The sequence below is a fragment of the Methylobacterium sp. E-065 genome (genome assembly GCF_022829605.1).
GTDB lineage: Bacteria > Pseudomonadota > Alphaproteobacteria > Rhizobiales > Beijerinckiaceae > Methylobacterium.
In genome coordinates, this window is the sequence record NZ_JAKSYD010000046.1 from 106,364 (window position 1) to 127,899 (window position 21,536).

The 21,536-nt window shown below is 69.9% G+C and carries 19 protein-coding genes, 1 tRNA gene and 1 pseudogene; 11 read left to right on the forward strand and 10 right to left on the reverse strand.

What is annotated here, in order from left to right:
* Positions 1–10 precede the first annotated feature (10 nt).
* Positions 11–634 carry a crossover junction endodeoxyribonuclease RuvC gene (ruvC, locus tag MKK84_RS04100; protein ID WP_243916755.1) on the forward strand — a complete coding sequence of 208 codons (624 nt, stop codon included), beginning with the start codon at positions 11–13 and terminating at the stop codon, positions 632–634.
* A 17-nt stretch (positions 635–651) separates the two neighbouring features.
* Here the strand turns inward: ruvC and MKK84_RS04105 are convergent.
* Positions 652–735 (reverse strand) — tRNA-Tyr (locus MKK84_RS04105).
* A 266-nt stretch (positions 736–1,001) separates the two neighbouring features.
* Between MKK84_RS04105 and MKK84_RS04110 the strand changes: the two genes are divergently transcribed.
* The 3 genes from MKK84_RS04110 to MKK84_RS04120 all read left to right on the forward strand — a co-directional run bounded on the left by MKK84_RS04110 (position 1,002) and on the right by MKK84_RS04120 (position 4,202).
* Positions 1,002–2,807 (forward strand): DEAD/DEAH box helicase, encoded by a 1,806-nt coding sequence (locus MKK84_RS04110; protein WP_409566438.1) that lies wholly within the window; start codon positions 1,002–1,004, stop codon positions 2,805–2,807.
* A 26-nt stretch (positions 2,808–2,833) separates the two neighbouring features.
* Entirely contained in the window at positions 2,834–3,175 is a 342-nt protein-coding gene (locus MKK84_RS04115; RefSeq protein WP_243916757.1) for a hypothetical protein, read from the forward strand.
* 613 nt (positions 3,176–3,788) lie between these two features.
* Complete coding sequence (locus tag MKK84_RS04120) at positions 3,789–4,202, forward strand: DUF3597 domain-containing protein (protein ID WP_243916758.1); 414 nt, start codon at positions 3,789–3,791, stop codon at positions 4,200–4,202.
* Between the two features lie 39 nt (positions 4,203–4,241).
* Here the strand turns inward: MKK84_RS04120 and MKK84_RS04125 are convergent, their stop codons facing one another.
* Together MKK84_RS04125 and MKK84_RS04130 are read right to left on the reverse strand one after the other, a co-directional pair.
* Positions 4,242–5,285 carry a polyamine ABC transporter substrate-binding protein gene (locus MKK84_RS04125; RefSeq protein ID WP_243916778.1) on the reverse strand — a complete coding sequence of 348 codons (1,044 nt, stop codon included), beginning with the start codon at positions 5,283–5,285 and terminating at the stop codon, positions 4,242–4,244.
* Between the two features lie 68 nt (positions 5,286–5,353).
* Positions 5,354–5,710 (reverse strand): RidA family protein, encoded by a 357-nt coding sequence (locus tag MKK84_RS04130; RefSeq protein WP_243916759.1) that lies wholly within the window; start codon positions 5,708–5,710, stop codon positions 5,354–5,356.
* A 181-nt stretch (positions 5,711–5,891) separates the two neighbouring features.
* Between MKK84_RS04130 and MKK84_RS04135 the strand changes: the two genes are divergently transcribed.
* Positions 5,892–6,155 carry a GlsB/YeaQ/YmgE family stress response membrane protein gene (locus MKK84_RS04135; protein ID WP_243916760.1) on the forward strand — a complete coding sequence of 88 codons (264 nt, stop codon included), beginning with the start codon at positions 5,892–5,894 and terminating at the stop codon, positions 6,153–6,155.
* A 74-nt stretch (positions 6,156–6,229) separates the two neighbouring features.
* On the opposite strand, the gene MKK84_RS04140 is transcribed toward MKK84_RS04135, so the two are convergent.
* The 3 genes from MKK84_RS04140 to rpsO form a co-directional block, all read right to left on the reverse strand.
* Positions 6,230–6,451 (reverse strand): YgaP-like transmembrane domain, encoded by a 222-nt coding sequence (locus MKK84_RS04140; RefSeq protein ID WP_020093742.1) that lies wholly within the window; start codon positions 6,449–6,451, stop codon positions 6,230–6,232.
* A gap of 222 nt (positions 6,452–6,673) precedes the next feature.
* Positions 6,674–8,893, reverse strand: a complete 2,220-nt coding sequence (pnp, locus tag MKK84_RS04145; RefSeq protein ID WP_243916761.1) for a polyribonucleotide nucleotidyltransferase — start codon at positions 8,891–8,893, stop codon at positions 6,674–6,676.
* Positions 8,894–9,101: 208 nt separating this feature from the next.
* Positions 9,102–9,371, reverse strand: a complete 270-nt coding sequence (rpsO, locus tag MKK84_RS04150) for a 30S ribosomal protein S15 (RefSeq protein ID WP_243916762.1) — start codon at positions 9,369–9,371, stop codon at positions 9,102–9,104.
* A gap of 331 nt (positions 9,372–9,702) precedes the next feature.
* Here rpsO and MKK84_RS04155 point away from each other — a divergent pair, with 331 nt between their 5' ends.
* The 3 genes from MKK84_RS04155 (at position 9,703) to MKK84_RS04165 (ending at position 13,866) form a co-directional block, all read left to right on the forward strand.
* Positions 9,703–11,703, forward strand: coding sequence for a hypothetical protein (locus tag MKK84_RS04155; RefSeq protein WP_243916763.1), 2,001 nt, complete (start codon positions 9,703–9,705; stop codon positions 11,701–11,703).
* Entirely contained in the window at positions 11,696–12,346 is a 651-nt protein-coding gene (locus MKK84_RS04160) for a hypothetical protein (protein WP_243916764.1), read from the forward strand. Before MKK84_RS04155 ends, MKK84_RS04160 begins: the two co-directional genes overlap by 8 nt.
* Before the next feature lie 125 nt (positions 12,347–12,471).
* Positions 12,472–13,866: an amino acid permease gene (locus MKK84_RS04165; protein WP_243916765.1), complete on the forward strand. Its 1,395-nt coding sequence runs from the start codon at positions 12,472–12,474 to the stop codon at positions 13,864–13,866.
* Here MKK84_RS04165 and MKK84_RS04170 read toward each other — a convergent pair.
* The 4 genes from MKK84_RS04170 to MKK84_RS04185 all read right to left on the reverse strand — a co-directional run bounded on the left by MKK84_RS04170 (position 13,859) and on the right by MKK84_RS04185 (position 17,353).
* Complete coding sequence (locus MKK84_RS04170; protein WP_243916766.1) at positions 13,859–14,269, reverse strand: flagellar basal body rod protein FlgC; 411 nt, start codon at positions 14,267–14,269, stop codon at positions 13,859–13,861. The genes MKK84_RS04165 and MKK84_RS04170 overlap by 8 nt on opposite strands.
* Before the next feature lie 67 nt (positions 14,270–14,336).
* Positions 14,337–15,197 (reverse strand): formyltransferase family protein, encoded by an 861-nt coding sequence (locus MKK84_RS04175; RefSeq protein ID WP_243916767.1) that lies wholly within the window; start codon positions 15,195–15,197, stop codon positions 14,337–14,339.
* The gene (locus MKK84_RS04180) at positions 15,197–15,964 is read right to left on the reverse strand and encodes an SDR family NAD(P)-dependent oxidoreductase (RefSeq protein WP_243916768.1); all 768 of its coding nucleotides are present in this window, start codon (positions 15,962–15,964) and stop codon (positions 15,197–15,199) included. The genes MKK84_RS04175 and MKK84_RS04180 overlap by 1 nt, the downstream gene beginning before the upstream one ends.
* A gap of 81 nt (positions 15,965–16,045) precedes the next feature.
* Positions 16,046–17,353 carry a capsule biosynthesis protein gene (locus tag MKK84_RS04185; protein ID WP_243916769.1) on the reverse strand — a complete coding sequence of 436 codons (1,308 nt, stop codon included), beginning with the start codon at positions 17,351–17,353 and terminating at the stop codon, positions 16,046–16,048.
* A gap of 356 nt (positions 17,354–17,709) precedes the next feature.
* On the opposite strand from MKK84_RS04185, the gene MKK84_RS04190 reads away from it, so the two are divergent.
* The 3 genes and pseudogenes from MKK84_RS04190 to MKK84_RS04200 form a co-directional block, all read left to right on the forward strand.
* Positions 17,710–19,206, forward strand: coding sequence for a capsular biosynthesis protein (locus MKK84_RS04190; RefSeq protein WP_243916770.1), 1,497 nt, complete (start codon positions 17,710–17,712; stop codon positions 19,204–19,206).
* A 238-nt stretch (positions 19,207–19,444) separates the two neighbouring features.
* A complete protein-coding gene (locus MKK84_RS04195; protein ID WP_243916771.1) occupies positions 19,445–20,935 on the forward strand; it encodes an LTA synthase family protein in 1,491 nt (496 codons plus the stop codon).
* Positions 20,936–21,119: 184 nt separating this feature from the next.
* Positions 21,120–21,536 (forward strand): annotated as a pseudogene (locus tag MKK84_RS04200) (sugar transporter); the annotation flags it as partial.

Below are 21,536 nucleotides of genomic sequence, written 5' to 3' on the forward strand. Positions count from 1 at the left end.
GTGGAGCATCATGACCAGCCCCGTCCGCATCCTCGGGATCGATCCCGGGCTCCGCCGCACCGGCTGGGGCCTGATCACTGCGCAGGGGTCCAAGCTCACCTACGGCGCGTGCGGTGTCGTCACCTCGGACGGCGACCTGCCCCTGGCCCTGCGGCTGCGTGAGCTGTTCGAGGGGATCGGCCGCATCGTCGAGAGCCAGCAGCCCGACGAGGTCGCCGTGGAGGAGACCTTCGTCAACAAGGACGCGCAGGCGACGCTTAAGCTCGGCCATGCCCGCGCCATGGCGCTGGTGGTGCCGGCACTCGCCGGGCTGCCGGTGTTCGAATACGCCGCCAACCTGATCAAGAAGACCGTGGCGGGCTCCGGCCACGCCGAGAAGGTGCAGATCCAGGCGATGGTGCGCTTCCTGCTGCCGAAGGCCGAGTTCCGCGTGGCCGACGCCGCCGACGCGCTGGCGATCGCCATCACCCATGCCAGCCACCGGGACTCGCACGCGCTCCGCAAGGCGCACATGCCGGCGGGCAAGCGCCGCAGCCTCACGGGCCAAGCGGCCGCGGGGCAAGGGCTCGAAGGGAAAGGGTTTTCCGCCGCAGCCGCCGCGCGCATCGAGGCGGCGCTGGCGAAACAAGGCTGACGGGATTGGGATCGACTTGGTGGGGGAAGTAGGACTCGAACCTACGAAGCTTACGCAGCGGATTTACAGTCCGCCCCCTTTGCCGCTCGGGACATTCCCCCAAGGCGGGTTTTTTCGCCCGCGGCGCCCTTATGGTGAGGGGTGGGCCGGGTGTCAACGCTTCTCGTGCGCCGATCCGGCACCGGGCTGTGCAGCGCCGCTCCGCTGACACGCAGCCGTACCACCCGTCCGGAAGAAAACGCGAACGTTCCGCGACGGAAGGGATTCACAAAGGAATCGCGATCGGCCACGGTGGGCCTATGTCGCCCTGCTTCGTCGGCCATTGACCCGTCCCGCCCCGTCCCTGCGGTCGCACCAGCGCACGCTGATGGCCCTGGTGGCGGCCATGGCGAGCGGGGAGGCGGGCGCCGTCCGCGATATCCTGGCGGCGGTGACGCCCGGCGGCGGCAAGTCGTTGCTGCCGGTGATCGCCGCCCACCAGTTGATCGCGGCGGGTCTGGTCGAGCGTGTGGTCTGGGTGGTGCCGCGGGATTCCCTGCGTCTGCAGGCTGAGGAAGCGTTTGCCGACCCGCTCTGGCGCGCGGCTTTCGGGCACACACTCAGCGTGCGCGCGGCCGACAACGAGCGCGATCCCGCCCGGGGGCTGTCGGGCTACATCACCACCTATCAGGCGATCGCCGCCGCGCCGGCTCTCCATCTCGCCGAGGCGCGGGCGCACCGCACCCTCCTGGTGATCGACGAGGTCCATCACCTGCCGGCCCCCGGACGGCCGGGATCCGACGAGGGCAGCACTGAGGATGCGGAGGCCGGGGCGTGGTCCCGGGCCATGCTCCCCGTGATGGAGGCCGCCACGTTCCGCCTCTACCTGTCCGGGACGCTGGAGCGCGCCGACGGCAAGCGCATCCTCGGACTGCCCTACCGGCCCGCCGCACCGGGGCGCGGGCCCGAGCTCAATCTGGATACACCCGGGCTCGCGGTGATCGGCTATTCCCGGTCGCAGGCGCTGGCCGAGCGGGCCGTGCTGCCGGTAACGTTCGGGGCCATCGACGGCGAGGCGAGCTGGCTGGAAGGCGGCCGGATCGCCGGGGACAGCCCCCGGGTCGGGCCGCATCGCCTGGGCGCGGGGTCGGTCCGCATCACCACCCGGCCGGCCCTGTTCACGGCGCTGCGCACCGGCTTCGCCCGCGACCTTCTGAGCGAGGCGTTCCACGCCACGAAGCGCCTGCGCGCCCGGCGCCGGGCCGAACGCGCTCTGCCGCCCGGCGAGGCGGTGCGGGGCCTCGGCAAGCTCCTCGTGGTGGCGCCGGATCAGGCGAGCGCCCGCGCCTACCTCGAAACCCTCCGGGGCTGGATGCCGGCGGGGCAGGGGGCGCGGGACGTGCGGCTGGCCACCTCCGGCCAGGGGGATGCCCATGCGGCGCTGGCTGCCTTCCGCCTGACGCCGGAGCCGGCGATCCTCGTGACGGTGGCGATGGCCTATGAGGGGCTCGACGCCCCCGAGGTCGCCGTGGTGGCGGCCCTCACGCATATCCGCTCGCGCCCCTGGCTGGAGCAGATGCTGGCCCGGGCCACCCGGGTCGATCCGCATGCCGGCGCCTACGACACGCAGCAGGCGCTGGTCTTCCACCCCGACGACCCGCTCTTCGCCCGGTTTCGCCTGGAGCTCGAGACCGAGCAGGGCAGCAGCATCCGGCCCCGGCGCGAGCGGCCGGTCAGCGCCGTCGTACCCGAGCGGACTCATTGGCGCGACGAGGATCCCGGGGGGATCACCCCGCTGGAGAGCAATGCGATCGGCCTTCGCTATGCCCTGCTGCGCCCGCGCCTCGTCGAGCCCGCCCCGGCAGCCCCGGCACCCGAGCCGCCCTCCGTCACCGAGCGGACCCTGCGCCAGAGGCTCGCCGCCACGGTGGCGGCCCAGGCGGTGGAGGACGAGGCGTCCCTCCGGGTACCCCGCGGCAGCAACCTCGCGCACCGCTACAACGCGGTGCTGAAGCGCGTGCTCGGCAAGGGCCGCGCGACCATGACCCTGCCTGAGCTGGAGGCGGCGCTCGGCTGGCTTGAACGCAACCGCCTGTCGGACCATCTCGACTGCCTCGATGGCGATACGCGCTATGCGTGGTCTGCCCGCCAGCGCCGGGGCCGCTGGCCGCTGGAGCGCGCCGCCCGACGCTGAAACGCCGCGGGAACGAGGAAAGCGCCGTGACCGAGATCCTGCCTGTCGCCGACCCGGCATTCGCCGCCTTCACGGCGACCCTGACCGAGCCCGCCCCGCCCACGGAATGGCCGGCCCCGCTGGCCGCGCTCTGGTGGCTGGCGCAGGCGCCCTCCGGACCGGGTTCGAGCGGCTGGGAGCAGGCCCACGCCCTCGTGCAGGCGGAACCGGGCCGCGATGCCGCCTGGGTGCACGCCCATCTCCATCGCATCGAGGGCGACGCGGGGAATGCGCGCTACTGGTACGGCTGTGCCGGCCGCACAGATCCACAGGGAAGCGTCGCGGAGGAATGGGCCACGATCGTCTCGGCCCTACTCGACCGGGTCTAAATCAGAGTTTTGTAAGGGATCGAAATACGATCTATCGTCGTTCCTGGCCGCACATATGCGCGGGACGTTCAAGTGAAAAGCCTTCGAACCCCTGCCTAATCTAAGACACCTTATCTTGTCAGGTCGTTAGATCGCTCTTCTGCGTGACAGAAGGTTCATAGTTACAGGGTCGGTCGCCCTGCAACTTCAGATTATGTTTATGAACCCCAGAACACGTCCACGTGACCCAGCCGCGTAAATTGTCCTCATCCAAATTGACTACGTTATTTTTTGACTCGCATAAGCGCGAAAACTGATTATGGCTGGTCGCGTAGATTTCGGTTCAGGGGAACTCGCTGGTCGTCGTGATAAGTTTGGTTTGCTTGATTAGCGGGATCGCCCTCGCATACAGTTCGCTCCATGATCCCGCCCGCGCCGCCGTGCTGGAGCGCTGGAGCGGCGTGTGTCTCGTCCTCGGTCTGAGCCTGCTCGGCGTAGCGCTCCACGGCGCCCACGGGTAGAATTCGGCCGGCGGGGACCGAGTCGTGGCATCCGTGTCGGAACGCCAGGCTGGAACCGCCCGTTACACGCCCGCCCGGCACGTGAGCCGGGCCGCATTTATCGGAGCGGACTCATGAGCCTCCTCGGCAGCATCGTCGGCAAGATCCTCCACCCGTTCGGCGGCGGGACCGCGGATGCCGCGCCCGCGCCAACCGCAGGCTCGGGTAGCCCGGCCGGCACCAGCACCCCGTCGACACCCTCGGCACCCGGAACTGCGGGCGGCAGCGAGCCCGTGGACGTCGCGGCGGTTCTCACCGGCCTCGCCGAGAAGAACCCGCAGACGCTCGACTGGCGCCACTCCATCGTCGACCTGATGAAGCTGCTGGGCCTCGATTCCGGCCTCGCCTCGCGCAAGCAGCTCGCCGACGAGCTGCACTACACCGGCGACAAGGACGACTCGGCCACGATGAACATCTGGCTGCACAAGCAAGTGATGCAGAAGCTCGCCGAGAACGGCGGCAAGGTGCCGGACGATCTGAAGCACTAGGCCATAGGAAACGAGGGAGCCGGTCCGCCGGCTCCCTGCTCAGCGCCCGGTTCGAACTCGGGTCCAGAGCCGTGTGACGAAGCGCTGGGTGCGGTCGTCCCAGGCGGTGTTGGTCGAGAGCCGCTGCATCGTCGCCTCGTCCGGATAGATGCCGGGGTTGTTCAGGATCTCGGGCTTCACGAACTTCTTCGCTGCGAGATTGCCGCTGGCGTACGAGACGAAGTTGCTGTTGGCCGCCGCTACCTCGGGCCGCATCATGTAGTCGATGAAGGCCAGTGCTTCGGCCGGGTGAGCGGCATCCTTCGGGATCGCGAAGGTGTCGAACCACATCAGTGCGCCTTCCTTGGGCACCACGTAGGCGATCTCGATCCCGTTCTTGGCCTCGTCGGCCCGGCGCTTGGCCTGCATCACGTCGCCCGAATAGCCGACCGCCACGCAGATATCGCCGTTGGCGAGCGCCTGGATGTATTCCGACGAGTGGAATTTCCGCACGGTGCCGCGCACCTTGAAGAGGGCGTCGGTCACCAGGGTCATGTCGTCCCAGCGCTTGGAATCGGCCTTGGCGCCGAAGGCCGGCAGCATGCTGGGGATCAGATCCTCCGGGCTGTCGAGCATCATGATCCCGCATTCCTTCAGCCTGTTGGCCGAGGCGGGGTTGAGGACGAGGTTCCAGGAATTCACCGTGGCGTTGGCGCCCAAACGCTCGCGCACAGCGGCGATGTTGTAGCCGATTCCGGTGGTGCCCCACATGTAGTCGACGGCGTAGGTGTTGCCGGGATCGTAGGCGGCGAGCCGGCCGGTGACCTCCGGCCAGAGGTTGCCGAGGTTCTTCAGCTTGGACTTGTCGAGCGGCAGGAAGGCGCCGGCCCGGATCAGCCGTTGCAGGTAGGGACCGGACGGCACGACGATGTCGTAGCCGGACCGGCCGGCCAGCAGCTTGGTCTCCAGGATCTCGTTGTTGTCGTAGGTGTCGTACACGACCTTGATGCCGGTCTCCCGGGTGAAGGCCTCAAGCACCTGCGGGTCGATATAGTCCGACCAGTTGTAGATGTTGAGGACCCGCTCCTCCGCGGCCCGGGGCATCGCGGCCGAGCCCAGCGCCGCCAGGACGGTGAGGGCGGCGGCCGCCAGGATCGGGCGGCGGGGAAAGCTCACCGGCTTCTCGCGGCCACGACCACGATCTCGACGAGATATTCGGGGGCGGCGAGCTTGGCCTCAACGGTGGCGCGGGCCGGCGGGTTCTCCGGGGAGACCCAGGCATCCCAGGCGGCGTTCATTTCCGCGAAGGTCGCGATATCGGCGAGATAGATCGTGGCCGAGACGATGCGCTCCTTGTCGCTGCCCGCTGCGGCCAGCAGCCGGTCGATCTCGGACAGGATCTGCTGGGTCTGGATCGTCACCCCGGTCCCAACCGTGTCGGCAGCGACCTGCCCGGCGAGGTAGACCATGTCGCCGAAGGTGACGGCCTGCGCCATCCGCTTGCCCGGCTCGATCCGTTGAATGTCCATACCCGTCTCCGACCTCTCAGAACGGGCTTATCTGCCGTCGTGACGGGCCGGCCGTAAAGGGTGTTGCGTCCGCACATCGCGGCTCGTTGCGGAAATTTGTCGTCCTGTCGCAGGGTGCGGGCAACCGTCGCGGGGCCCGAAGCGTTCTGCCGGCATCGACAATCAAGCACTGGGGTTTGTTATGGGTATCCTCTGGACCATCATCATCGGGTTCCTCGCCGGCGTCATCGCCAAGTTCCTCATGCCGGGACCGAACGAGCCGTCGGGCTTCATCCTGACCACGATCCTGGGCATCGTCGGCGCTTTCGTGGCGACCTTCCTGGGTCAGGCCATCGGCTGGTACGGGCCTAACCAGGGGGCAGGCTTCATCGGCGCCATCGTAGGCGCCGTGGTGGTGCTGTTCATCTACGGCTTCATCGCGAGCCGCCGCACCACGACCTACTGATCTCTCCGGCACACCCGGACACGACGAGGGGCGCCCCGCGGGGCGCCCCTTTTTTGTCGTACCGTCCCGTGCGCTCAGAGATGCTCGGAGGCGGCCTTCACGGCGCAATGGCCGGTCGCGCCACGTACCGCCAGCCCGACGCCGACCACGAGCGCCAGCAGGCTCAGGAGCTTGTTCGGCCGCGGCTGCGCGGCCGCTGCCGCGATGCCGAGGCCGAGCGCCACCGAGACGGCGCGCTCCGTGGTGGACAGGTTCGGCTGCCCGCTGAAGATGTCGTGCATCATGTCATTGGCCATGGAAGGATCCTTGGTTGAGGGGGCGCCGGGCGAACGCGGGCCGGCGAGCAGCGTTCCCGCCTTGACCGAGTTCCGATGGCCGAGGCCGATCGGCGTGCCGCTACGAATTGCTTCCCTCCGCGAGCAAGGACGGTAATCCGCAAACAAAAGGCGCGGTCCCGGAGGACCGCGCCTGTCGTAAGAACCTGCGCCGGCCGAAGCCCGCGCGGGTGATGGGAGTGCTTACTCGCCCGCCTCGCGGCGGCGCTCGCCGCGGTGGCGGCCGCCCTCGCGGGGCTCACGCGGCTCGTCGCCGCGCTCGGGCCGGTCGGCGTCGCGCTGGGCCTTCACCTTCTCGGTAATGTCCTCGCCGGTCTCCTGATCGACCACCTTCATGGACAGGCGGATCTTGCCGCGGTCGTCCTGGCCGAGGAACTTCACCTTCACCTTGTCGCCGTCCTTGACGACGTCCGTCACCTTGGCGACGCGGTTCGCGGCGAGCTCCGAGATGTGGACGAGACCGTCCTTGGCGCCGAAGAAGTTCACGAAGGCGCCGAACTCCATGCACTTCACGATCGTGCCGTCATAGATGACGCCGACCTCCGGCTCCGCCACGATCGAGCGAATCCAGTTGTAGGCCGCCTTGATCGCCTTGCCGTCCGCCGAGGCGATCTTGACGATGCCGGTATCCTCGATGTTGATCTTGGCGCCGGTCTTCTCGACGATCTCGCGGATCACCTTGCCGCCGGTGCCGATCACGTCGCGGATCTTGTCGGTCGGGATCTGCATCGTCTCGATGCGCGGCGCGTACTCGCCGAGCTCCGGACGGGCAGCCGTGAGGGCCTTCGCCATCTCGACGAGGATGTGGGCACGCCCGTCCTTCGCCTGATCGAGGGCGACCCGCATGATCTCCTCGGTGATGCCGGCGATCTTGATGTCCATCTGGAGCGAGGTCACGCCCTCGTCCGTGCCGGCCACCTTGAAGTCCATGTCGCCGAGGTGATCCTCGTCGCCCAGGATGTCGGACAGGACCGCGAAGCGCTCACCCTCGAGGATGAGGCCCATGGCGATGCCGGCCACCGGACGGCGCAGGGGCACGCCGGCATCCATCAGCGACAGCGAGCCGCCGCAGACCGAGGCCATCGAGGACGAGCCGTTCGACTCGGTGATCTCCGACACGACACGGATCGTGTACGGGAACTCGTGAGCCGGCGGCAGAACCGGGCGGATCGCCCGCCAAGCGAGCTTGCCGTGGCCGATCTCACGACGGCCCGGGGAGCCCATGCGGCCGGTCTCGCCCACCGAATAGGGAGGGAAGTTGTAGTGGAGCAGGAAGCGCTCCTTGTAGGTGCCGTCGAGCGAGTCGATGAACTGCTCGTCCTCACCGGTGCCGAGCGTGGCGACCACCAGGGCCTGGGTCTCGCCGCGGGTGAACAGCGATGAGCCGTGGGCACGCGGCAGGACGCCGACCTCGGAGACGATCGGGCGGACCGTCTTCAGGTCGCGGCCGTCGATGCGCGAACCGGTATCGAGCACGTTCCAGCGCACGACCTTCGACTGTGCCTCCTTGAAGGCAGCCTTGACCTTCTCGGCCGGGTACTTCTCGGCGCCCTCGGGGCAGAGGGCGGCCATCACCTTCGCCTTCACGGCGTCGACGGCAGCGTAGCGCTCCTGCTTGACGGTTTTGGTGTAGGCGGCGCGCAACTCGGTCTCGCAGACCTCCAGCACGGCCTTCTCGACTTCGCCGTTCTCGGGCGCCTGGAAGTTGCGCGGCTCCTTGGCGGCCTTCTCGGCCAGGCGGATGATCGCCTCGATCACCGGCTGGAAATGCTTGTGGCCGAACATCACGGCGCCGAGCATCACGTCCTCGGACAGCTCCTTGGCCTCGGACTCGACCATCAGCACCGCGTCCTGCGTGCCGGCGACGACGAGGTCGAGGGAGGATTCCTCCTTGGTCTCGGTGACCAGCGGGTTCAGCCGGTAGCCGCCGTTGATGTAGCCGACCCTGGCGCCGCCGATCGGGCCCATGAACGGCACGCCCGAGAGGGTCAGCGCCGCGGAGGCCGCCACCATGGCGACGATATCGGGATCGTTCTCGAGGTCGTGGGTCAGGACGGTGACGACGACCTGCGTGTCGTTGCGCCAGCCGTTGACGAAGAGCGGACGGATCGGGCGATCGATCAGGCGGGAAACCAGGGTCTCCTTCTCGGAGGGCCGGCCTTCGCGCTTGAAGTAGCCGCCCGGGATGCGGCCGGCCGCGTAGGCCCGCTCCTGGTAGTTCACGGTGAGCGGCATGAAGTCGATGCCGGCCTTCGGCTCCTTCGTGGCGACCACGGTGGCGAGCACCGAGGTCTCGCCGTAGGTGGCGACCACGGCGCCGTCGGCCTGCCGGGCGACCTTGCCGGTCTCGAGGACGAGCTTGCGGTCGCCCCACATCAGCTCTTCGCGTTGAACGTCGAACATTCTTGATCTCTTCCTTGCCTGCGGCGGGCGTTGGCCCGGCGCCGCCGGGGGCAAGACGGCGAGACACTTCGCGTGAAAGTGTCTCGCGATCCTGCCCCGATGCCGACGCCTCGAAGCGGCCCGCTTGTCGGGAGGCCGGACCCATTCCGGCAGCCCGTGATCGTGAAACGCGGCTCCGGGCCGGGCCCGGAACCGCGCGATAGACGCCTTAGCGGCGGATGCCGAGACGCTCGATGAGGGCGCGGTAGCGGGCCTCATCCTTGCGCTTGACGTAGTCGAGCAGCGAGCGGCGCTGCGAGACCATCTTCAGAAGGCCGCGCCGGGAATGGTTGTCCTTGGCGTGGGTCTTGAAGTGGCCGGTCAGGTTCGCGATCCGCTCGGTCAGGATCGCCACCTGGACCTCGGGGGACCCGGTGTCCTTGGCGTCCTTGCGGTGTTCCTTGATGAGCGCGGTCTTGCGCTCTGCCGTGATCGACATCGCATGCCTTTCGGGTTGTGCTGATCGGATGCGGCGCCCCATCCGGGCGCGCGCAAGCTCGGCGTTCGGCCGGTGCCGGGATGTCGTCCAGCACGGTCACAGCGCAAAGCGGTTCAAGCCCCGCCCGGTAACCCGGGTCGAGGCTGCGCGATCCATACACGAAACCAGCGGTTATGCCAGCCCCGGGGCGTATTGCGGTCGATCCGCCGGCACGCGGCGGCGCGGCCGGGACCTCGGCCAGGAACCCAGCCAGGAGCTCGGCCAGGAGCTCGGCCAGGAAACGGTTAACGCCCCGGTGTTAATCGGAACCCGCACGAAACGCGGCCCGGCGATGAACGGCACCCTCTCGGATGCGTGCGGTGTCCTGCTCGCGACGCTGCTCGGCGTTCCCCTCGTCCTCCTGCCGGGCTACGCGCTGGGCACGATCACCGGCGTGCTCGAATTTCGGACCTTGCCGCCGGGCCGGCGCGCCCTGTGCGCGGCCCTCTTCGGCATCGCGCTCCTGCCCGCCCTCGACGCGCTGCTGATCCAGGCGGCCGGCGTGCCCGTGGCGGCCTTGGCGAACGCGGGCCTCGGGCTCACCGCCCTGCGCCCGGCCCTCCGCGACCTGCGAGGCCGACTCGACCGGCCGGCCCTGGCGATGGGTGCGCTCTGGCTCGGGATCGTGACCTACGCGCTGATCGACATCGACACCGGCACCGCCACCCACCAGCCGCTCACGATCATCGACTTGGTCAAGCACGCGGCCCTGACCCGGGCGATCGTCGAGCACGGCCTGCCGCCAGTGGACCCGTTCTTCACCCGTCCCGAGCGGGCCGGGTACTACTACTTCTTCTATACGCTGACCGCCCTCGTGGACTGGGCCGGGGGCCGGCTGGTCGACGGCCGCACCGCCTTCGCGGGCCTCGCCGTCTGGACCGGAATCGCACTGCTGGGCCTACTGGACCGGCTGCTGGCCGCCACAGGCCTGGCGCGGGACGTTGCCCCCCGGCTCCTGCGCCGGGCGGTGCTCGTGCTCCTGCCGGCGGGCGGCCTCGACATCCTGATGGTCCTCTCGAACCGGGCCGGAACGGGGTTCTGGATCCCTGTCCCGGAATGGCTGAACGAGCAGGTCGTCAACTGGCCGACTTCCCTGGTCTGGGTCCCGCACCACGTGGCCGCCGCCCTGGCGGGCTGGCTCGGCCTGCTGGTGCTGGCCGAACGCGCCGACGGGGCGACGCCGGATCGCCGGGCGGAGGAAGCCGCGATCGCCACGGCGGGTCTCGCCTTCGCGGCCTGCGCGGGGCTGTCGATCTGGGTCTGTCTGGGCGCGGCCGCAGCCGCCGGGATCTGGCTGGCGTTGCTCGGATCCGAGCGCCGCTGGCGCGACGTGGCGCGGCTCGCGGCGGCCGGGCTTGTCGGCGCGGTCCTGGCCGCGCCCTACCTTGTCGGCATCCTGACGAACCGGGCCGATACCAGCGGCACGATCCGGTTCGCGATCCGGCGCTTCGGCCCTCTGGAGCAGATCTACGACGGGCCGGGCCTCGACCTCCTCCGGTTGATCCTGCTGCCGATGAACTACTACGTCGCGCTGGGTGTGTTCGCAGGCGGCGCGCTCCTGTTCTGGCACGTCGTGCCGCGCCGGGAGGCCCATGCCCGCGAGGCGGGCCGGCTGCTCACGATCTGCGCCGCGGCCGGGCTGCTGCTCGGCGGATTCCTGCGCTCCGCGATCCTCAACAACGACCTCGGCGCCCGCGTGGTCCTGCTGGCGCAGGTCTCGGCGCTCGTCTGGACCGCCGTGGCCGTGACCCGGACCAGCCCGGGCCCGCGGCTCAGGCTTTCGGGATCGCTTGGCGTGCTGCTGCTCCTCGGATACGCCTCGACGCTCTACGGCTTCGTTGGGATGCGCGCCTATCCCGCGGCGAAGCATCCGCAATTCGCCATCCTCAACGGGCGTCCGGATATCGATCGGTCGATGCGCGCAGCCTACAGCTGGGCCGGTACGCATCTGCCCGTGGATCTCGTCCTGCAAGCCTCGCCGCTTCCGCGCCGCGTGTTCGATTTCGGGCTTTACGGCACGCAGCCCGTGGCAGTGGCCGATCGCGAGGCGCGCCTGTTCGGCGCGGCGCCCGAGGCAGTTGCGGCGCGCCTCGCCGCTGTGTCGCCGATCTTCGACGCGACGCTGCCGGTCGCGGAGGTGCGCCGCCGGGCGGCCGAGGCCGGGATCGGCGCGCTGGTGGTCACTGCGGCGGACGCCGCCTGGAGCGAACCCGAGTCCTGGATCTGGCGTACGCACGCGGCTTACGCGGACCCGCTCGTGCGGATCCTGCGCGTCGAGGATCTCGATGACTGATTCCTTCTCGCCCAGCACCGGACGGGTCCTGCGCTGGATCGGCGCCCAGGCGCTGCTGCACGCGGGGGCCCTGGCTCTCGGCTTCGGCACCTTCGTGCTGCTGTTCCAGACGGGTCTCTGGTCCGGCGTGACGATCCTGTTCTATCGCGGTCTCCTCCTGCTGGTCGTGGCCTTCCTGATCACGCTGGCGGCGACCGTGGCGCTCGCCGGCCTTGGCCGCCGCTGGGGGCTGCGGCGGCGCGATGCCCTCGGGGCCTGCGTGCTGTCGCTGTCCCTGAACCTGAGCGGCTTCGTGATCCTGCCCGTCACGGTCGACCGCTCGGTCAGCGTGTTCCTGCTCGGGCAGATGGCGGCGCATCCCGATAAGAGCTTCGACGCGAACCGCGCCCGGGCTGTGTTCGACGCAGTCTACCTCGGCACGTACCGCCAGATGGAGCGGCGGCTTTCCGAGCAGAATGCCTCGGGCAACGTGGCCCCGACCGCGGACGGCTACGTGATCACCCCGCAGGGCCGCGCCTTCATCCGCTTCGCTGGCGTGGTCGCCCGGCTCTTCCGGACGGATACGCGGTTGATTACGGGGGCGTCGGCACCCGAGGCGGTGTCGGCGCCGACCCTGAGCCCGCGCCGGAAGCCTCCCGAATAGGGGCCTCGACGTGGGACGCAGACGGTGATCCAGTCTGCGCAACAGTGGGGCCGCGTGCCTGGCACAGGCCCCGCGGCGCGCCTTTTGCCCGGCCGAATGTCGGGCGATCAGGGAGAAGGCGTGGGATGGCGGAATCGGCGGCGACCAGGGGTGGCGTGGCGGCGTCCGGTCAGGACCGGACCCTCGCCCGGAGCCTGACGGCTCCGGGCCTCATCGCCATCGGGCTCGGCGCCACGATCGGGGCCGGCATCTTCGTGCTGACCGGGACGGCCGCCGCACAATATGCCGGGCCGGCGCTCAGCCTGTCCTTCGTGATCGGCGGGATCGCCTGCGGATTCGTCGGCCTGTGCTACGCCGAGCTGGCGGCGATGATCCCGGAGGCCGGCTCCACCTACACCTACACCCGCGAGAGCCTGGGCCGATTTCCCGCCTGGATCATCGGCTGGGACCTCGTGCTGGAATTTGCCGTCGCGGCCGCCACGGTGGCGGTGGGGTGGTCGGGTTACGCGCAGTCGCTCGCGGCGGATTTCGGCCTCCGCCTGCCAGCGGCGCTCGCGGGGGCGCCCGGCGAAGGCGGGATCGTCAACCTGCCGGCCGTCGGTATCGTGCTGCTGCTCACGGCCCTGCTGACCCGCGCCACCCGGGAGACCGCGCTGGTGAACGGGCTCCTCGTGGCGTGCAAGATCGCGATCATCCTGGCCTTCGTGGGCGTCGGCGCCGTCCACCTCCGGCCGGAACTCTGGCACCCCTTCATACCGGACAATGCCGGGACCTTCGGCGCCTATGGCTGGAGCGGCGTTTTCCGTGGCGCTGCGGTGGTGTTCTTCGCCTTCGTGGGCTTCGAGACGGTGGCCACCGCCGCGGGCGAGTGCCGGGCGCCGCAGCGCGACGCGCCTGTCGGGCTGATCGGCTCGCTCCTGATCACCACGGTGCTGTACGTGGCGATGGCCGCTGTGCTCACCGGCCTCGTCCCGTACCGCGACCTCGACGTCGCCGATCCGATCGCCAAAGCGGTCGACGCCATCGGACTCTCGGGCTTTGCGATCGTGATCAAGATCGGCGCCCTGATCGGCCTGACCACCTCGGCGCTGACCGCCCTCTACGGGCAGGGAAGGATCTTCTTCGCCATGGCCCGCGACGGGTTGCTCCCTGAGGTCTTCTGCCGGGTCCACCCGGTGACGCGGGCGCCCGCGGCCAGCCAGACGGTGATCGGCCTGTTCACGGCCGCGTTGGCCGGGCTCGTGCCAATCGACATCCTGGGCGAGATCGTCAGCATCGGCACGCTGCTGGCGTTCTGCCTCGTCTGCGCGACGGTGCTGATCCTGCGCCGGACCGATCCCCACCGGCCGCGCCCGTTCCGGGTCCCGGCGGCGCCGTTCATCGCCGGGCTCGGCATCCTGTCCTGCCTGGTGCTGATGGCCTCATTGCCGGCTGAGACCTGGATCCGCCTCGCGCTCTGGCTGGCGATCGGGCTCGCCCTCTACGCCGGCTACGGAAGGCGCCACGCCCGGATCAGCTGAGGAGATCGAGCGTTGCGCGGCTCAACCTGTCGAGGATGCCCGAGGCACTGAGATTGGCCTCGTAGTTCCGGACCACTTTCTGCAGGTCGGCCGACTCGGTGGCGGCATTCACGTTCGGCAACTGGACGTAGCCGCGGCGGTCGGCCACGACGTTCGACGGGTCGTAGCGCGTGCGGAACGCGGTGGTGTCGCGCACGATGCGGCCGACCGGATCGCGCGGGTTGTCGGCGACCACGGGGGCGAACACCGCGATCTTGCGGGTATAGGGCGCGCCGCCCGACGTCTCTGACACCGAATCGGCGTTGGCCAGGTTCTCGGAGATCGCCCGGATCCGGCCGCCTTGAACCTGCCGACCCGCGGCCAGAACGTCGGACGCCGCGTGGAGGGCGCTGGTATCCGGCATGGGCGAGGCCTCGTGGGCGGGTGGAAATGAGCCGAACGAATCCTTGTCAAACAGGCTTAACCGGCGGTTAAGCGGCCCGCCCGGACAGGCTCACCGCCTCCCGCAGATCCCGCCCGTCGGTGAGCCGCAGGCCCCGGCGGCGCAGGGAGGCCAGCATCGCGCGGTCCGGGAACGGGCAATAGGGCAAGACTTCGAAGCTCCGGCCCTCCGGTAGGGTGCCGGTGCGAGCGACCTCATCGAGCAGGCGGTCGAGCATCCCGCGGCCGTGTTCGTGGAGGGCCACGGCCGCCCGGGTGGCGGTGGTGCCGGCGGGCAGCGGCACCGCCTCCTGGGACAGGATCGCGCCGGTATCGATCGCGGCGGCGAGCCGGTGCAGGGTCATGCCGAAGCTGCCGGGCGAATCCGCCAGGGCGTGGATCGTCGGCACCGGGCCGCGATGGCGCGGCAGCAGGCCGGGATGACCGTTGATGCCCCCGAGCCGTGCCAGCCCGATCGTCTCCGGCTTCAGGATCTGGTCGAAATGGTAGGTCAGGATCAGGTCGGGCGCCGCCGCGCGCAGCCTGTGCGCGACCTCAGGGCCGTTGACGTCGTCGACCGTCAGGGTCGGGATGCCGAGGCGGCGACAGAGGGTCTTGAGCGGCGTCGCCTCCGGCGTATCACCGCTGCCCGTCGCCGCCTGGGTCAGCGGCGCGAGCGGACGCAGCAGATCCGGCAGCCCGAAATTGACCGCGAGATAGGGCAGGATGCCGGTGCCCGAGCGCGTGAGGTGCCGCCGGATCTGCCCGGTCAGACCGCCGCTCGACGGCCGCTCGGCATTCGACAGGCCCACGAACGCGATGTCGGCCCGATGATCGGCGACGAACCGGCGTACCACCCGGGCGTTCGGCAGCGCCTCCAGGACGAACAGCGCGATCCGGGGCCGGGCCATCAGCGCCGCTCCCGCCTCTGGAACCGGAACGCGTACAGGCTGGCGCGGCGAATGCCTTCCGGGAGCAGCAGGACGGTCCGCGCCAGGACCGCGAGGACGAACGGGAAGGCGATCACGTCGCGATCCTTCGCGATGCCCTTGGCGATGTGCACGGCCGCTTCGTCGGCGCTCATCTCCAGCGGACGCCAGCCCTTCAGCTCGCCGCCCATCGGGGTCTTCACGTAGCCCGGCGCCACGACGTTGACCTTGACGCCGCGCGGCCCGACCTTCTGACGGAGGGCCAGCCCGTGCGCCACCAGCGCAGCCTTGGCGCCGCTATAGGCCGGCGCATCCTGCAACGGCGCATAGGCCGCCAGCGACGACATCAGCGCGATCTGGCCGCGACCACGCTGGAGCATCAGGGTCAGGCTGGGCAGCACCACGTTGAGCGAGCCCGTGTAGTTGATGTCGGCGGTCTCGAACGCCGTCTCCTCGGTCTCGACCTCGCCCCGCTGGTTGCCGCCATTCACCGCGGCGTTGGCGATCACCAGGTCGAGGGGCTGGGCCGCATCCACCCGGTGAACCAGCGCGATCGCTGCCGCGCGGTCTCGGGTATCCAGGCGGGCGACCTCGACGACGGCCCCCTTGGCGCGGCAATCCCCGGCGACTCGTTCGAGGCGCTCGGCGTTGCGCGCAATGAGGATGAGGCTCGCGCCGGTCTGCGCGTAATGGCGCGCCAGCGCCGCGCCGATACCACTCGACGCGCCGGTAATCAGGATGCGAAGCATGCGGCGGGTTACGCCGGCCGGCGTAGAAAGATCAAGGGTCGGCAAGACTCACAGGCCAGGAAAGCCCTCGGGCTTAAGCCGTCAGTAGACCGGCGCGAGTTCCCCATCGCGCATCGTCCCTTCGCGGATCGCCCGCGCGGCCGCCAGCATCGAATCGGGAAGGGCGGACTCCATGCGCGGCACGGAGCCGGCCACCGACCGGTCGATCGCCTCCTTGGAGAAGAAGCCGCCGTTGACCTGTGTCCGGTGCAGGACGACCCGGCGAAAATCGGCCATCAGGCCCATGTCGGGCGGGGTCGGGTTCGTCCAGAAGCCGTCGAGGTCGCCCTGATGGGTCAGGCCGGCCATGTTGTAGATCGCGGTGCCGACCGCATGGGTCGGGCAGCCCATCTCCAGGGACAGCATCCCGACCGTCGAATTGACGATGACAACGCCCCGGGCGCCCTTGATCAGGGCCGGCAGGTCGCCGCCGTCGATGAAGTCGAGCCGGTCGCTGACGCCGTGGCGGCGGGCCGATGCGCGGGCGAACTTGCGCCAGTTGATCAGGCCGCTGTCCAGCGGGTGCAGCTTCACGAGGAGCCGGGTCGGCGCCGCCGAGGCATCCGCGAACGACTTGATTACGCGGTCCATGAAGCCCTCGACGCCGAGGAACGGCGAGTGGACCCGGATCTGGTAATCGCTGTCGAGCTGGAGCGGCAGCAGGAAGTAGTCGCAGCCGACCGCGCGGTAGATCTCGTCGCAGCGCGCCGCTTCGCGGCGTGTATGGGCGCGCCGGGCGAACTTCTTGATCCAGCCGGCGTATTCGGCGGCGATGTGGGTCGGCCGGTGGCTGCGGAAATGCGGATAAAGGTAGGGAAACAGGATGTTGGCGAGGTTGTAGCCGACGTCCCAGACGCTCCGGCGCGCCATGTCGCCCGTGGAGGGCATCGCCCGGCCGGGCTGCGGCAGGCGCCGGGCCAGCGCGCGGATCTCGTCGGCGGTACGGGGCAGAGACGAGAAGCCGTTCACGCCGCCGAGCTCGCAGGTGATCCAGTTCGGGCGGATGTAGCCCTCCTCGAACACGTGGACTCGCAGGCCGCGATCCTCGGCGATCATCCGCGCGGCCTTGTGGAACGGCCGGCAATCGCCGAACAGCACGATGTCGGTGATGCCCTCGCGGGTCAGATAGGCCTCGAGATAGATACCCCAGGCCTCACGGCGGCCGCGGTAATTGTCGGCCGCGCCGTTCCAGAACAGCCAGTCGCCGGGGCAGAGATTGATGCGCCGGACCTGATGGCCCCGTGCGCGCAACGCCGTCCCGAGATCGGAAAAGAACGGCGTGGCGATGCCCTGCAGGAAGAGGAAGGTTGCCGGGCGGTCGCGGAGGGCATCGGAGGCGGGTTGTTGCATTCCGCGGCGCTTCTTCCTTGACCCTGAGACCGGCCCAACGGGCCGGCACGTTACCCTGAGGTGGCACGAGCCTCGGCGGCCCCGCAATCCGAGGGGGCGCCGCAGCACGGCTTTTCCGCACCCGCGTGGCCCGTCTGCAACGGTCGCGCTTTTGCGGCTCTCACCCGGATTGAGCGACCAATCGCGGCGACGGTATGTCCAAATCCCTTCAAGGGTATGGCGCTTGTGCCGGACCGTCGGGGTTGTCCCCGAAATCCCACACCTGCGAGCCCCGCGCTATCCGCGCGAAAATGCGCTACAGGCAGGCGAACGTCACGACCGCGCGGAGCCCGACAACCAGAGATGCCCCAATAGCCATGTCCCCTGAACCGACCCTGTCGCTCTACGCGACCGGCCGGACGATCCGTCTGCTCCGGGCGGAGATCGAGGCCGCGACGGGCTTCGCCTTCGGGCAAGCGCGCCTCGGCGCCGTCGGCGCGGCCTGGGGGGCCGGGCGCGCGGCCGACCGGCTGCTGAGGCTGACCGGCCGCCGCCGCCTCGTGGTCGCGCCCGGACCGATCCTCAGTCCCTACGACGATCCGGAGCGCGGCTTTGCATCCCTGCGGATCAGCCTCGACGGACGGCCGCTCGGCGGGGAGGGCGGCGTTCACTACCTCGATCCCTGGACCCGGATGCCGGTCGACCACGCATCCTGCGCGGAGCGGGTGGCGTGGCTCCAGGCGCGCTTCGCCGAGAACGACCGGCGCGTCGTCTATGTCGGGATGTCGCGCTGGAAGCGGCCGGCCCTCGACGTGCTCGGGGCCGGACCCGCGGGGCGCCCGGTCCACACCATGACCACCGAGGCCGCGGTCGCGGCAGGTCAACGCCACCAGGGTCGCGTCCTCGCCTGGGCAACCCGGGCGCCGGGCCAGCTGGAGGCCGCCTGCGCGGAGGCCGGCCTGCCCCTCGCCCGGGTGGAGGACGGATTCCTGCGCTCGGTCGGCCTCGGCGCGAGCCTGCGGCCGGGCGCCTCGATCGTGGTGGACGATCTCGGCATCTACTACGACCCGCGCCGGGAGAGCCGGCTGCAGCGCCTGCTGGCGGAATCGGAGTTCACGCCGGACCTCCTCGCCCGGGCGAAGCGCCTGCGCGAGGAGGTCGTGGCGCGCCGGCTCAGCAAGTACAATGTCGGCCTCGACGCGACTGCGCTCGACTGGCCCGCCGGGCGCAAGATCGTGCTCGTGCCGGGCCAGGTGGAGGACGACGCCTCGGTGCGGCACGGCTCCCCGCTGGTCCGCTCGAACCGGGCGCTGCTGGAAGCGGCGCGGCGGCGCAACCCGGACGCGTTCCTGCTTTACAAGCCACATCCCGACGTCGAGGCGGGCTTCCGCCCCGGCATCATCCCGGAAGTGGAGGCGTTGACGCTCGCCGACCGGATCGTCGCTGGCACCAGCATCGTCGATCTCTTGGACCGGGTGCATCACGTCGAGACCATGACATCGCTCGCCGGGTTCGAAGCGCTGATCCGCGGCCTGACCGTGGCGACCCATGGCCGGCCGTTCTACGCGGGCTGGGGTCTGTCGGAGGATCTGGCACCCGGGGCCGATCGCGGCCGCAGGCTCGACCTCGACGCGTTGGTGGCGGGGGCGATGATCCTCTATCCGCGGTACCTCGATCCGGTGGCGATGAAGCCGTGCAGCCCGGAACAGCTCCTCGACCGCCTGAGCGCGGCCCGGGATGCGGCCCCACGCAGTGCCCTTTCGATCGGCCGCGCCGCCCATTGGGCGATGCGCGTACGCTACGGCCTGCTCAATCCGCTCGTGCGGGCGCTGCGCAGCCGCCGGGGCGTCGGCCGCGAGGCCGGTCCGCGTTGAGCAGGTTTCGCAAAAGTGGCCGCCGGTTCTGCGACAAAAACCTAAGACGGACTAAGACCCTAAGGCGTGACATGCCAGCGGCTTCAAAGCGATAGCGCGTACGGCTCATGTCGATACTCAGAAACTCGCCACCGGGCCGGCTCCTTCGCTGCGGGCTTAGGAACCGCCTACAAAACTTTGTTACCGCACACCTTTTCCCGGCAGCGCCGAAGCTGTCCCACGCCGAGTGTTTCGAGTCTTGACGACGTTCCTCACCGCCACCGGCCTCGCACTCGCGCTCTGCCTTGTCCTAGAGGTGGTCGTGGGCGATTCGATCACCCGGGCAAGCCTCGCCCCCCGCGACCTCGCCTTGCGGCTGCTGGGCTATCTGCTGATCCTGCTGTTCTGGTTCGCATTCTCCTGGCGGCCCTGGCTCGCCGGGCTGACCCTGGTGATCTCGGTCACGGCGCTGATCTTCGTCAGCCGGGCCAAGCGCTCGGTGATCGGCGAGCCGCTGCTGTTCAGCGATTTCGCCCTGCTGCCGCAGGTGCCGCGGCACCCGCAGCTCTACTACATCCCGCCCCTGTGGCATCCGCGCGTGAGCATCCCCGTCCTCTTGATCCTGGGCGCGACCGCGCTCTGGTATCGGACCGAGCCGAGCGTGCTGCCGGCCGCCGCTCTCCCGCGGATCCTGGCGCTCCTCGGCCTGCCGCTGCTGCTCGGTCTGCTGGCCTGGGCTGCGCCGCGCCCGCCGCTCGCCCGGCGGGTCACGCGCTGGTTTCCGCGCCCCGACCTCGAAGGCGACGTGGCCCGGGTCGGCCTGCCGGCGAGTCTGCTGGGCTACACCGCCCGGGCCTTCGCGGGCAGCGAGCCGGTGCCCGGGCCGCCTGTGCTGCCCCCCGGTCCGGGGGACGACGTGGTGGTGGTGATCCAGCTCGAATCGTTCATCGATCCGGAGCGCCTGGGCGGCCCGTCCCTGCCGGTGATGGAGCTGTTCCGCAGCCGGGCCGCGCAGTACGGCCGCCTCCAGGTTCCGGCGCACGGCGCCTACACGATGCGCAGCGAGCACGCCGTACTCACCGGGCGGCCCTCCGAAACGCTCGGTTTCGGCCGCTACGATCCCTACACGTCACGCAGCGGCGACGAGCCCACGAGCCTTGCCCGGCTGGCCCGCGACCGCGGTTACGAGACCCTGTTCCTGCACCCGTTCCACCGGGATTTCTTCCGCCGGGCCCTGGTGATGGAGACCTTCGGCTTCAGCGACATCGTGATGGAGGAGGCCTTCGCGGGGGCCGAGCGGGTCGGGCCCTATGTCGGGGATGTGGCGCTGGGCGAGCGCCTGCTGGCGGAGGTCGGGGCGCGGCGCACGCCCCTGCTCCTGTTCTGCGTGACCATGGAGAACCATGGCCCGTGGAAGCCCGGTCGGCTCCCCGGGATCAACGATCCGCAGGCGCAGTACATGCACCACGTGGTCCATACCGGGCAGATGGTGGAGGCGGTGCTCGCCGGGCTCGAACGCCTCGCCGGCGAGCGGGGCCAGACCATGACGCTGTGCGTGTTCGGCGACCACGCCCCCTCGCTCCCCGCCTGCACGCCCGGATTCGGCGGCCGGACGACGGACTATGCGCTGTTCCGGTTCGGACGGCCGGTGGCCCCCCCGCGCCGGCTCGACATCACGGCCGACGCCCTGGGGCGGGAACTGCGCGGCGCCATCGCCACCGCGCCTGCGGACAGTGCCGCAGCGACGTGATATGGTCACGCTTGCCGGCGTGAAGCGTGGCGGTGCCATGCTGGTGACGTATTACCGACGGATGATGCAGCGCTCCGCGAGGGCGATCGCACGGCCGTTAAAGCGATCGCAGCGTTTGGCGATCTAACTGGATGTCCCGGTCCGGGCCAGCGATGGCGCGGGATCGGCTGGAGAAGACTCTGTGATGCTGCGTAAGACGGCGCGCACCGCCCTGATGGCCGCCCTGGCGGCTGGATCCGTTGGCGGTTGCACGTACCTGCCTGCGGCGGGTCCGACGGCGAGTGCGATCCAGGCGGGATCGGAAGTGGCCACCGCCGATGGCGGTCTGGTCGCTCGCTACGAGATCATCGACGTCAACCCCGCCGTCGTCGAGGCCCTCCGCGGGCGCCCGCTCGACAGCCTGCTCGCCTCCTTCGGCGATCACCGCCCTTCCGCCGAACCAGTGATCGGCATCGGCGACATGGTCTCGGTCTCGATCTGGGAGGCCGGATCCGGCGGCCTGTTCTCCGGCCCGCTGGTCGCCGACCGCTTCTCGGCCGGGTCCAAGTCCGCCCTCATCCCCGAGCAGCCGGTCGGGCGCGACGGCGCCATCTCGGTGCCC